The organism is Pseudomonas moorei (assembly GCF_042846945.1).
In the GTDB taxonomy this organism is placed as follows: domain Bacteria; phylum Pseudomonadota; class Gammaproteobacteria; order Pseudomonadales; family Pseudomonadaceae; genus Aquipseudomonas; species Aquipseudomonas moorei.
The window spans coordinates 5,156,111-5,168,157 of the sequence record NZ_AP035776.1 but is presented as its reverse complement, the minus strand read 5'-3'; the positions used below and the strand labels follow the sequence as shown (position 1 = coordinate 5,168,157).

The 12,047-nt window shown below is 61.5% G+C and carries 11 protein-coding genes; 6 read left to right on the top strand and 5 right to left on the bottom strand.

The features are described from left to right. The first annotated feature begins 13 nt into the window (after positions 1–13). From ACGJAX_RS24190 to ACGJAX_RS24180, 3 genes are all read left to right on the top strand, one after another. On the top strand, positions 14–1,099 hold the full coding sequence (locus ACGJAX_RS24190) for a Zn-dependent alcohol dehydrogenase (protein ID WP_247254938.1): 1,086 nt from the start codon (positions 14–16) through the stop codon (positions 1,097–1,099). A 170-nt stretch (positions 1,100–1,269) separates the two neighbouring features. After that, on the top strand, positions 1,270–2,463 hold the full coding sequence (locus ACGJAX_RS24185) for an acyl-CoA dehydrogenase family protein (protein ID WP_390956440.1): 1,194 nt from the start codon (positions 1,270–1,272) through the stop codon (positions 2,461–2,463). A 9-nt stretch (positions 2,464–2,472) separates the two neighbouring features. Next, positions 2,473–3,615 carry an acyl-CoA dehydrogenase family protein gene (locus tag ACGJAX_RS24180; RefSeq protein ID WP_390956439.1) on the top strand — a complete coding sequence of 381 codons (1,143 nt, stop codon included), beginning with the start codon at positions 2,473–2,475 and terminating at the stop codon, positions 3,613–3,615. A gap of 9 nt (positions 3,616–3,624) precedes the next feature. Here the strand turns inward: ACGJAX_RS24180 and ACGJAX_RS24175 are convergent, their stop codons facing one another. Continuing rightward, positions 3,625–4,803 carry a diguanylate cyclase domain-containing protein gene (locus ACGJAX_RS24175; protein ID WP_390956438.1) on the bottom strand — a complete coding sequence of 393 codons (1,179 nt, stop codon included), beginning with the start codon at positions 4,801–4,803 and terminating at the stop codon, positions 3,625–3,627. Positions 4,804–5,012: 209 nt separating this feature from the next. Between ACGJAX_RS24175 and ACGJAX_RS24170 the strand changes: the two genes are divergently transcribed. After that, positions 5,013–5,963, top strand: coding sequence for a LysR family transcriptional regulator (locus tag ACGJAX_RS24170; protein WP_390956437.1), 951 nt, complete (start codon positions 5,013–5,015; stop codon positions 5,961–5,963). Here the strand turns inward: ACGJAX_RS24170 and ACGJAX_RS24165 are convergent. Both ACGJAX_RS24165 and ACGJAX_RS24160 read right to left on the bottom strand, forming a co-directional pair. Next, positions 5,948–6,394, bottom strand: coding sequence for a heme-binding protein (locus ACGJAX_RS24165; protein ID WP_090320355.1), 447 nt, complete (start codon positions 6,392–6,394; stop codon positions 5,948–5,950). The two genes, ACGJAX_RS24170 and ACGJAX_RS24165, sit on opposite strands and share 16 nt — an antisense overlap. Positions 6,395–6,405: 11 nt before the next feature. Beyond that, positions 6,406–7,755 (bottom strand): amidohydrolase family protein, encoded by a 1,350-nt coding sequence (locus tag ACGJAX_RS24160; RefSeq protein WP_390956436.1) that lies wholly within the window; start codon positions 7,753–7,755, stop codon positions 6,406–6,408. A gap of 260 nt (positions 7,756–8,015) precedes the next feature. Between ACGJAX_RS24160 and ACGJAX_RS24155 the strand changes: the two genes are divergently transcribed. Further along, complete coding sequence (locus ACGJAX_RS24155; protein ID WP_390956435.1) at positions 8,016–8,402, top strand: DUF4440 domain-containing protein; 387 nt, start codon at positions 8,016–8,018, stop codon at positions 8,400–8,402. A gap of 217 nt (positions 8,403–8,619) precedes the next feature. Here the strand turns inward: ACGJAX_RS24155 and ACGJAX_RS24150 are convergent, their stop codons facing one another. Together ACGJAX_RS24150 and ACGJAX_RS24145 are read right to left on the bottom strand one after the other, a co-directional pair. Next, positions 8,620–9,777 (bottom strand): prolyl oligopeptidase family serine peptidase, encoded by a 1,158-nt coding sequence (locus tag ACGJAX_RS24150; protein ID WP_390956434.1) that lies wholly within the window; start codon positions 9,775–9,777, stop codon positions 8,620–8,622. Positions 9,778–9,836: 59 nt separating this feature from the next. Beyond that, positions 9,837–10,799, bottom strand: a complete 963-nt coding sequence (locus tag ACGJAX_RS24145) for a LysR substrate-binding domain-containing protein (protein WP_390956433.1) — start codon at positions 10,797–10,799, stop codon at positions 9,837–9,839. Between the two features lie 277 nt (positions 10,800–11,076). Here ACGJAX_RS24145 and ACGJAX_RS24140 point away from each other — a divergent pair, with 277 nt between their 5' ends. Next, the gene (locus tag ACGJAX_RS24140) at positions 11,077–12,018 is read left to right on the top strand and encodes a VOC family protein (protein WP_390956432.1); all 942 of its coding nucleotides are present in this window, start codon (positions 11,077–11,079) and stop codon (positions 12,016–12,018) included. The last annotated feature ends 29 nt before the right edge of the window (positions 12,019–12,047 follow it).

Here is a 12,047-nt window from a genome sequence, read left to right as displayed (position 1 = left end):
TGAGAGAACTGCCATGAAAGCTGCCGTATTCCACCAGGTTGGAGCCCCGCTGGTCATTGAAGAAGTGGGCATCAGCAAACCCGGCCCCCGTGAAGTGCTGATCCGCACCAAAGCGGTCGGTGTCTGCCATTCTGACCTGCATGTCATCGACGGTTCGTTCCCGTACCCGGGGCCACTGGTACTGGGCCATGAAGCGGCCGGCGTGGTCGAACAGGTCGGTTCCGAAGTGCGCTCGGTCAAGCCGGGCGATCATGTGGTGACCTGCCTGACCGTGTTCTGCGGCCACTGCGATCACTGTGTGACCGGCCATCTGGCGCGCTGCGTGTCGCCGGAAACCAAGCGTGGCAAGGACGAGGAATCGCGCCTGACCTACGTGCAAAAGCCGATCCCTCAGTTCGTCAACCTGTCCGGCTTTGCCGAGCAGATGCTGGTGCACGAAAACGCCTGCGTTGCGATCCGTCGCGACATGCCGCTGGACCGTGCGGCGCTGCTCGGTTGCGCTGTGACGACCGGTACCGGCGCGGTATTCAACACTGCCAAAGTGCGCCCGGGTGAAACCGTGGCGGTCATTGGTTGCGGCGGTATCGGCCTGGCGGCCATCAACGGCGCGGCGCTGGCCGGGGCAGGGCGGATCATCGCCATCGACATGCTCGATTCGAAACTGGAATTGGCCAGGCAGTTCGGCGCCACCGACCTGATCAATGGCAAGGATGGCGATGCCGCCAAACAAGTGATGGAACTGACCCGTGGCGGTGTGCACCACGCTTTCGAATGCATCGGCCTCAAGCAAACCGCCGAGCAAGCGTTCGCCATGCTGGCGCGCGGCGGCACCGCCACCGTGATCGGCATGCTCAAGCCCGGCCTGAAAATCGAGCTGGACCCGCTGCAACTGCTGCACGAACGCCGTATCCAGGGCTCGCTGATGGGCTCCAACCGCTTCCCGGTGGACATGCCGCGCCTGGTGGACTTCTACATGGCCGGCAAGCTCAAGCTCGACGAAATGATTTCCCAGCGCATCAAGCTGGAACAGATCAACGATGCGTTCGATGAGCTGCGTCGTGGCGAGCTGGCGCGCTCGGTGATCATTTTCGACGAGTAAGTCCCTTAACTGCCCTTGTAGGAGCGAGCTCGCTCGCGATGGTTGTCAACGAAAACGCTGGCAGCCTGACACTGCGCAGCGTTCTCGGGTTTTTCGCGAGCAAGCTCGCTCCTACAGGGTTTCAGCAGTATTCGAGTACCTGCTCACCCTTGCGTTTTTGGAGTTCATTGATGGACATTGATTTCACAGCGGACGAGCGCGCCTTTCGCGAGGATGTTCGTGGCTGGCTGCGTGACAACTTGCCAAGCGAATTCGCCGAGCGCATTTCCCAGGGCAAACGCTTGAGTAAAGAGCATCAAGTGCAATGGATGCGCACACTCAACCGGCAAGGCTGGCTGGCCCCAGGCTGGCCTGTCGAGTTCGGCGGTACCGGTTGGAACGATGTGCAGAAGCATATTTTCGACGAGGAATGCTTTGTCGCCGGCGCGCCGAAGGTGTCCTCCTTCGGTTTGAAAATGGTGGCTCCGGTCATTATGAAGTTCGGCACGGCCGAGCAGAAAGCAAGGTTTCTGCCGCGCATCCTCACCTGTGATGACTGGTGGTGCCAGGGTTACTCCGAACCGGGCGCGGGCTCCGACCTGTCCTCGTTGAAAACCCGCGCGGTGCGCGAGGGCGATCACTATGTGGTCAACGGGCAGAAGACCTGGACCACGTATGCGCACTATGCCGACTGGATGTTCTGTCTGGTACGCACCGACCCGGATGCCCGGCAGCAGCGCGGTATTTCCTTTCTGCTGCTGGATATGAAGACCCCGGGCATCACCGTGCGGCCGATCATCACCCTCGACGGCGAGCATGAAGTCAACGAAGTGTTCTTCGATAACGTGCGGGTGCCGGTGGCCAATCTGGTGGGCGAGGAAAATCAGGGCTGGACCTGCGCCAAGTATTTGCTGACCCATGAACGCACCAGCATTGGCGGTATTGCGCACAACAAGGCGCTGCTCAGCCGTCTCAAACGCATGGCCAGCGAAGAACGGCGCGATGGTCGGCCATTGATCGACGACCCGCTGTTCAGGGCACAGGTCGCCGAAGTCGAAATGCAGTTGATGGCCGCTGAAATGAGCAGCCTGCGGACCCTGGCGGCGGTTCGCGATGGCGGCGTACCGGGCGCGGAGAGTTCGTTCCTGAAGATCAAGGGCACCGAGATTCGTCAGGCGATCACCTGGTTGATCAGCAAAGCAGTAGGGCCCTATGCCTTGCCGTTCATCGAGGATGAGTTGGGTTACGGCAGCGAGGCGTTGCTGTACACCGACTACAGCAGCGCGGCCACCTATCAGTATCTGGATGCGCGCAAGGCCTCGATCTACGGTGGGGCCAACGAGATCCAGAAGAACATCATCGCGAAAATGATTCTCGAACTGTAAGGGGCCACCATGGATTTCCAACTGACAGAAGAGCAGCTGATGCTGCAAGACACCGCCGCCAGGTTGGTGCGTGACACCTACGGTTTCGAACAGCGCGAAGCGTTCAGCCAAAGCGAGCCCGGTTTCAGCCGCGCGTTCATGCAGCAACTGGGAGACCTGGGCCTTTGCGCCGTGCCCTTCGCCGAGGCGTATGGCGGATTTGGCGGCAGTGGCGTGGAAAACATGCTGATCATGACCGAGCTGGGTCGTGGCCTGTGCCTGGAACCCTATCTGCATTCGGTGATTTTCGCCGGTGGCCTGATCAGCCAATTGGGCACTGAGGCGCAGAAAGAAAGGCTGCTCGCGCAACTGGGCAGCGCCAGCTTACAGATGGCGGTCGCCGTGGATGAACCCCAGAGTCATTACCAGTTGCATGACGTGCAGACCACTGCCGTGGCGGTGACGGGAGGCTGGAAGCTCAACGGTCGCAAGTCGGTCGTCATTGGCGGCCAGAGCGCCGGTTTGATCCTGGTCTCGGCGCGTACCGGCCACGGCACCCGTGACGAGCAGGGCATCAGCCTGTTTCTGGTCGATCCACAGCACAACGGCGTGCGCCGGCGTACGTTCGCAACGATGGACGGACGCAAGGCCTGTGAGCTGTACCTCGATGAGGTGTTCGTCAAGTGCGACGCGGTTTTGGGTTCAGTGGGGCAGGCCCTGCCGGCGCTTCGCTACCAGCAGGGTCGTTGCATCGCCGCGCAATGCGCAGAAGCCGTGGGCAGTATGGAAGCCGCGTGCGCCTTGACCCTCGACTACCTGAAAACCCGTCAGCAATTTGGCCAGCCGATCGGCAAGTTCCAGGTGTTGCAACACCGGATGGTCGATATGCGCATGGAGCTGGATCAGGCCACGTCCATGACGCTACTGGCCGCCTGCGTGGCGGATCAGGAGGACAGTCACGAGCGCAGCCGCCTCCTCGCGGCGGCCAAGTTCATCGTCAGCCGCGCCAGTCGTTTTGTCGCGGACCAGGGCATCCAGTTGCATGGCGGGATCGGCCTGACCTGGGAGTACATGTTGTCGCACCATGCCAAGCATCTGCTGATGGTTGCTCGCCAGTTCGGTGACGATGATCACCACCTGCAGGCTTATGCGAAGCTGATGCAAGTGGCCTGAGCCCGGCCGTCAAGGGCCTGCTGCCGGGCTCGTGACCGGCAGGGTTCGATCCACCAGGCGGATGCTGTCGCGTCCGCCGCGCTTGGACTCGTAGAGCGCCGCATCGCCGTGTTCGATCAAGGCCGCCAGGCTGGAGGGCGGATGGTCGAACAGGTCGGCACCGATGCTCAGGGTCACCGCTTCGGGCGTGACGAAGGTTTGTGAGGCCGTGCTGTGAAAGCGGTCGCGCAGGGTATTGCCCAACTCCACGATGCGCTCATTCGACGCGTTGTTCAGCAGGATGACGAACTCGTCTCCACCCAGCCGGGCCGCCAGAGCCCCTTGTGGCAATACCGAACGAATCATCTCGCTCAAGGCGACGAGCAGGCGGTCGCCGGCGGTATGACCATAGAGGTCATTGACCAGTTTGAAGTTGTCGATATCAATCAGCAGCAGGGCGCCCGGGCGAGTGCTCGAGACTTCTGCCAACAGGCGCGGTGCGCGCACTTCGAGGGCGCGACGGTTGTACAGGGCGGTCAAGGGATCATGGGCGGCCAGCCGTGCAATCTGCTCCTCGCGTCGATGGCGCTCGGTCCCGGTCATCGAGAGGGCGATCAGCATGATCGCCATGGCGCCTTCGACCAGTGAAATCTGAATGATCTCGCCACGCAGGGACGCAAGATCGATCAGCGTGCCCGGAATAACCACCGAGATGGCCTTGGCCAGATAGAACAAACCGTGGACCAGCAGCACATAGCGCAGCTGCACCGCGCCCACGCTCAATGACTTGCCATGGGGGCGCAGGAGCAAACTGGCGCGAAGCGTCGGCAGCGCCACCAGCAACGAATTGGCCACCAGCATGATCTTCGACCACGAGGGGTCGTCCGGCAGTGCCAGCAGCGCAAACCAGGCGACGACGATCAGCCACCAGGCGCGGGACAGGCGTATCCGGGTGAAGCGCGCGACGCCCAGCAGGAACAGCCAGTGGGCCATGACCAGCAGGCCGTTGGCAAACCAGATGCCAATCAACAAAAGGCCACTCATGCGCAGCAAGGCGAGCGTCGATCCCACGGTGATCGTGGCGAAGCCCGCGCTCCAGAACAGCAGCGAAGATTCACGGATGCTGCGCCACTCGACCGCCAGATACAGGGCGGCGGCCGCGGCGAGGGCGATCGAGATTGTCAACATCGTAGGAGGGTCGAGCGCCATAACCTTGTTGCCTGCTGATTTGCGGTGAAGGGGGCGATTGTAAGCGTTTGGGGGGATTTTTCAGAGAGCGCCGATGCTGCACCGCGCTATGGCGCCAGCGGGTATCTCGATTGGCGATATCTGGCAACGACTGACGCGATTGGTGCACCCATGCCCGACTCGTTAAGGTTGCAACTTGCCCCTCAAATTCAACCTGTAACGGGAACCGCATGCGGTATCGACGTCTCGACCTTAACCTGCTGGTTGCCCTGGATGCCTTGCTCGGCGAGTGCAGCGTCAGCCGGGCCGCGGAACGTTTGTGCCTGGGCCAGTCGGCAACCAGCTCGGCGCTCGCACGGTTGCGTGAGCATTTCAATGATCCGTTGCTGGTTCAGGTCGGGCGGCGTCTGGAACCCACTGCATTAGGGTTGGAGCTGCTGCCCAAAGTGCGCGAAGCGCTGGCATTGACCCGGGAGATTGTCGATGCGCCGGTCAACTTTGACCCGGCCCGTTGTACGCGGCACTTCACACTAGTGGCCTCCGATTACGTGGCGGGGGTGCTGCTGCCGGCGGTCAGTCTTGAGCTGGCACGCATCGCCCCTGGCGTGCGCCTGACGCTGCGGGACCTGCCGGTGCCGCGTGACGGCGATGTGGTCAGCGAAGCGCTCGATTACCGGCGCAGTGATTGTGTGATCGTGCCGCAGCGCCGGTTGAACCCGGCTTACCCCCATGTACCGTTAATGAGTGACCAGCTTTGCTGCATCGTCTGCGCGCGTCAGGCGCGGTTCGCCGACGGCCTGAGCCTGGCCAGCTATTGCGAGGCGGAGCATGTGGTGCGTGAGTTTGCCGATGGCCAGAATCTGGCGATGGACGCGGTGCACCTGCACGAGCTGGGTATTCAACGACGAGTGGCGGTGGCCCTGGAAAGCTTCGTGTTGATGCCGGAATTTATCGTCGGCACCGCGCGGATCGCTACCGTGTTTCGCCGCCAGGCCCGGCGTTTTGCCGAGCACTATGGGCTGCGTATCCACCCCGCACCGCTGGCTTTTCCCGACGCCGTGCAAGTGCTGCAATGGCACCCCTATCAAGAACGCGATCCGGCCATGCTGTGGTTTCGCGGCCTCTTGCTGGAGCAGGCCGCGCGGCTTGATCATGACCAAGTGGATCAGCCTGCCGGCTGATCCCCGTGATCCGCCACCAGCCCGGCCTGGTCGATTGCCCGCAAGGCGCACCGTTCGTCATTGTCCGACGTGTCGCCGCTGATGCCGATCGCGCCGAGGATCCAGCCCTCGGCATTGCGAATCAGGACACCGCCGGCTACGGGAATGACTTCACCGCCGGTCAGGCTGTTTATGGCGTCGAAAAACGCTGGCATCACTTGCGCGCGTCGCGCCAACTCCCGCCCGCCAAAACCCATGCCCAGGCATCCGCGTGCCTTGCCGGTGGCGATTTGTGGGCGAAGGAAGCTGGCGTGTTCGTCGCGCAAGACTGCCAGCGGATGACCGGCGGCGTCCAGGACGGCGACAGCCAAGGGTTTGAACCCGGTTTCTCGGGCATGGCCGATGGCGTGGCTGGCGATCCGGGTGGCGGTGAGCAAATCGAGTCGTTGCATGGTGTCGGTCCTCACAGGGCCCACTTGCCCAGCTGGGCAACGCGGTCGCGGGTGTAAAGGTCGGTCCATTTCAGCGAATTGAAATCGGACACTTGCTTGGGGTTGTAGGGGCTACGGTCCATGCGCACCGACTGGCCGGCCTTGTACACGGCCTTGAGGCGCGAACGGTCCTGCAGAATGCGGATGTCGTGCAAGGGCGATCCGTCGAGCAAGAGGAAGTCTGCCTGCTTGCCCACTTCGAGGCTGCCGAGGGTCTCCCCCCGTGGCATGCAGCGCGCGCCGACGGCGGTAGCGGCGTACAGCGCTTCTGCCGGAGTAAAGCCCAGGCGAGTGACCAGCAGTTCCAGTTCACGGGCGTGCCACTCGCCGTAGGGCGTCACGGCGAAACCGCTGTCACTGCCACAGGCGAACGGCACACCGGCGGCCTTGGCCCGCTTGAGCACCGCCGAGCCGACTTCCAGGGTGCGTGCGCAGTAGCCGGCGTATCCGGTGCTGATGGCCGGATCGTGAGGCTGGCAGAAGTCCACGGTGTTTTGCGGGAAGGTCATGGTCGGCGCGAGGATGCTGCCGGCGTCGAGCAAGGCCTCAATGCACGCATCGTCCATGTAGAAGGCATGAAACACCAGATCAACCCCGGCGCGGGCCGCGTACATCACGGCTTCGCGACCATAGGCGTGGGTGGCCACTTTGCAGCCCAGGCGATGGGCTTCTTCGACCATCTCTCGGGTTTCTTCGGCGGTGAAGGCGGCGATGATGTCGCCGTTCGGGCGGCGGTGGGTGCCGTCCATGGCGATCTTGATCAGGTCAACGCCGTCCTTGGCCTGCTTGCGGATTTCCGCCAGTGCATCGCTGCGGCTGGTGACCAGTTGCGCGGTGAAGTACTCAGGAGCGCCGACCCGGCTCGGGAACCAGTCGTTGAGACTCTGTCGATTGGTGATCACCCGGCTGCTGGCAGCAATGCGCGGCCCTTCGAACAAACCGGCGGTAATGGCATTGCGCACCGCGATACTGAGCTGACCGCTGTCGCCGGGACAGACCATGCTGGTGACGCCCGCCGCCAGCACGTGTTGCGCGAAGAACATGCCGCGCAACGCGCGGAATTCGTCGCTGGTCCACAGATCGATGTCTTCTTCGCTTTGTGCGTTACCGAACGCCAGGTGGGTGTGCACATCCACCAGCCCCGGCATGACAAAGTTGTCGCCCGCATCCACCTGGGCATCACCGGGCTGCGGCTGGGGCGCGGTCGCCGTCGGACCGACGTAACTGAGCAGGCCGTTTTCTACGACCAGCGTTTGCTGCTGGCGTGTTTCCAGGCCAGTGCCGTCGAACAGTGTCTGGCATTTCAGGTGCAGGGCGGTCATGGTGTTTTCGCTTTGGCTGTTGTTATGCGAAGCGAGGCTAGGGCGCTGCCAAAGCCACCACCAACAGATTGCATCGATGCCCGGGTATTGATGGGATCAATAGGTGCGGAGCGCCAGCAGGAGCGGGGGTGTTGCGCCAGTGACAGAGCGCAATGAGCGGGTATTGCGAGTGACGATGGCTGGCATCGTGATCGGCGATTTTTTATGGGGCGGATCGTCGATCTATGGTGCGCGCTCGTCAACCACAGAGAGTCATTCCCATGAGCACCGCAACTGTAAGAAACCAACTCCTGGCACTTGAGCAGGAACGCCGCCGGGCATTGGTTGAGGAAGATTACCCGCGCGTCGCCGAGTTGTTCGCCGATGACCTGGTGTATGTGCACACCACGGGCCTGGTGCAAGGCAAGGCGGATTACCTGGAGTATGCAAAAAGCGCCGTGCAGTATCTGGACATTGAGCGCGGCCAGTTGCTGATCCGTTTCTACGGCGAGCATCTGGCGGTCATGACCGGTACGCAATGCAACACCTTACGCAAGCGCGGCGGCGTCCAGTCGATGCGCGGTGACGGGTTTGCCACGCAGGTCTGGACGCTCGGTGACAAGGGCTGGCAGATCAGTTCATTCCACGGCACCCGAGCCCCCAACTGACCTCGATTTCCCGTCAATGCAAAACGCCGGAAAGCCCCCAAGGCTATCCGGCGTTTTGCAGCCTTGTGCACGGATCGCTGGCAAGCCAGCTCCCACAGATGTGTGGCGAACCCGGCCTATGCATACACCGCCAATCCCTTGTGGGAGCGAGCCTGCTCGCGATGGCGGCATGTCAGGCGCCAGTGATGTTGAATGTGCCGACGCTTTCGCCGGCAAGTCAGGCGGTGTGGCCATCCAGGATTTCGGCAACCCAGTCGGCAATGTACTGCCCGGCGTTGATGCTGTTATCGAAGCTGGAATGCTGCACGCCGCCTTCGCGCTCGGTGAAGATCTTCAGCTCGCGTTTCGGGCTGTTGACCAATTGTTCGTAGGTGCGCTGCGCCCATTTCAGTGGGATCTGCGAATCCTTTTCACCGTGGGTCACCAGGAATGGCACCTTGATGCGATCGAGCACGCCGTCCAGATGAACGTTTTCGGCGATGGTCATGAATTCCTCGACATCCTTTGCCCCCCATACCCAGCACACGTGCGACCAATAGTGTGGAACGGGGAAGCTGCCTTCTTTTTCCAGGCGACGCTTTTGCACATCGCGCCAGTCGTGGTTGGCGCCCCACACCACGCCGCAAGCGAAGCGCGGCTCAAAGGCCACTGCGCGCGGGCAGTAGTAACCGCCCAGTGAGACCCCTTCCAGGCCAATGCGTTTGGCATCCACATCGCTACGGGTCTCCAGCCAGTCGACCACACGGCTGGCCCAGTGCTCACTGTCGTAACGGGCAATCAGGTTGTGCAGGCGCAGCGCTTCGCCCGTGCCGGGCTGATCGATGATCAGGGATGACACGCCACGCCTAGCCAGCCAGGCAGGCAGGCCGACGCGGTATTTCATCTCTTTGGTGGAGTCCAGGCCATTGACCTGCACCAGCAGCGGTGCCGGGCCGTTTACGCCTTCGGCACGTACCAGCAGGCCGGAAATGTGTTTGCCCTCGTAGGGGATTTCAACCCGCTCGCAGTTTTCCCGGGACAGTTCGATGCCGCGTTTGAAGGTCTGCAAAAAGCGTTGGTACAACTCGGTACGGCCTGCTGCGCCATGGGCTTGCAGGCGTTCACACGTAAGGTAGTAGGTCGCGGCGCGGTTGTACTTTTCACCGGCGGACAACAGCCGGCCTTTACTTTCATCTTCTTCGGCCAGACCGCAGAGTTTGTCGGCCATCTTCGACCAGGTTTCGCGGAACGCCTGGGTCCCGGCAGCATCAGGTTGTTTGGCGGCTTCTTGCAGTGGCGCGCACATCTCTTCGATTTCACCCATGCGGGCGCCCATTTCGATGGCCAGGTCGACCGAGAGATTCCACACATAGTTGGTTGGGAAATAGCAGAACATGATTATTGTTGTCCTTGTGTTTGCCATGAAGTGTGCAAGGCACGTTAAGGACGAACCGGCTATTTGGCCAATCGTGACTCGGGATGGGAGGTATCGCGAGCGCCGATATGATCCTGTTCCAGATGCTGGATGAACTCACTGATGCGCTCGCGCAGCCAACGGTGCATCGGGTCGCCGTCCACGCTGCGGTGCCAGAGCATGAACTCGCGCATCACCGGAATCCTGACCGGCGGCGGCAGGATGCGCAGTGGCAGGTACTCCGCGTACAGGCGCGCCAGACGCTGGTGCATGGTGGCGATGCGTTGGGTGCCGACGACCAGCTGCGGCAGGGTATTGAAGTCGTTGGTGATGACCTCGAGTCGGCGGTTGAAGCCGTACTGGTTCATGAACCATTCTTCGATGCTCATGTGCCGGCTGCGACCGAACCCGACGGAAACGTGGCCCATGTCCATGTACTGCTCGAGGGTCAAGCTCTCGCCGACCAGGGTATTGCCTTGCCACACCACGCAGACGTGTTCTTCTTCAAAAAGCAATTTGGAAGGGTGGCCTTCGATGATGTAGCGCTCAGGCACGATCATCAAATCGACTTCCCCGCGAATCAGCAGCTCACCGGAATTGTCGCCAGGGCCGAGCATCTCGAAGGTGATGTTCGGTGCTTCCTGGTGAATCTTCTGAATCACCTGGGCAAACAGGACGCTGATCAGGTAATCCGAGGTCACGAGGCGGAAGTGCCGCTTGCTGGTGGTGGGTGCGAACACCGGTTTGGCGGTAATCGAGGACTTGATCGTCAGCAGCACTTCGCGCACCGGGTGGACCAGTTCCAGGGCAAAGGGGGTCGGCTGCATTTTGCGCCCGACCTGCACCAGCAATTCATCTTCGAAATAGGTCCGCAGGCGCCCCAGAACTCCGCTGGTGGCGGACTGCGTCATGTGCAGGCGTTCGGCGGCGCGAGTGATGTTCTGCTCCTCGAGCAACACATCGAGGGCGACCAAGAGGTTCAAATCCAGGTGGTTGAAACGCATCGGGCAGGTCCGTCTTTGTATTTATTTTCGCGATACATTCGGATGAATACATCGCCGCGTCAACCCGTCCATGCAGCCTCATCCCCTGCAATCAGGTATCGCGTTTGCCGATAGGTCGCATCCCGACACTCGATTAGTCAGTTGCCAAAGCGCAGGTCAATCTTCGCCGCAGTCGGACTTCTTGCCGACACCACCACCGGGTTCCCTGCATCGTCGATCGACATGGTCGAGTCGGCGGCAGCGGTCTCCGGATTCTAATTTCAATGGAGTGGTAGCCATGAACATCATTGGCCTTGATGCCCTGATCTTTGGCGTCGATGACATCCAAGCCTGTACGGCCTGTCTGCGTGACTATGGCCTTGCGCCCGTTGCCGTCGACGACAATGGCGGGCGTTTTGAAGCGTTGGACGGCACTGCCGTGATCATTCGCCGGGCGGACGATCCGACCTTGCCAGTCGCTATCGGCCCGGCCCCGTCGATTCGCGAAACCATCTATGGCGTTGCCAGCCCAGCGGATCTGGATGCAATCGAAGACGAACTGGCGCGGGATCGCCAGGTCATCCGTGACGACAACGGCGTGCTGCACAGTGTTGACGACATGGGCTTTGCAATCGCCTTTCAAGTCACTGTGCGCAAGGCCTACAGCGCGCCGGACGATTTGACCAATGCCGCTGGCAACGCACCGCAGCGCCCGCTGAATCAGCCGGGCATTACCCTCGACATGAGTGCTGTGCCGCGTACCTTGTCCCACGTGGTTTATTTCGTGCCGGATGCCGCCAGGGCCGAGGCGTTCTACGCCGAACGCCTGGGTTTCAGGACCACGGACACATTCATCGGCGCCGGGCCGTTCATGCGCCCCGCGGGCTCCGATGATCACCATTGCCTGTTCATGATCCAGACCCCGCCGCACATGAAGGGGTGCGAGCATTTCACCTTCCACATGGGCAGCGGCACCGAGGTGCTGTTGGCCGGCACGCGATTCGAGCAAAAAGGCTGGACCAGTTTCTGGGGCCCGGGCCGCCATCTCTTTGGTTCCAACTGGTTCTGGTACTTCAACAGTCCACTGGGTTGCCACATCGAATACGACGCCGACATGGACAAGCACGATGACGCCTGGGAGGCGCGTCGCGCACCGCTGTCGGCGGATAACTCGCAACTGTTCCTGTTCAATTCGAAAGAAAAATGGGCACCCGGCGGCCCACCACCCAAACACTTGTAGGAGCAAGCTCGCTCCTATCGAGGTTTCTG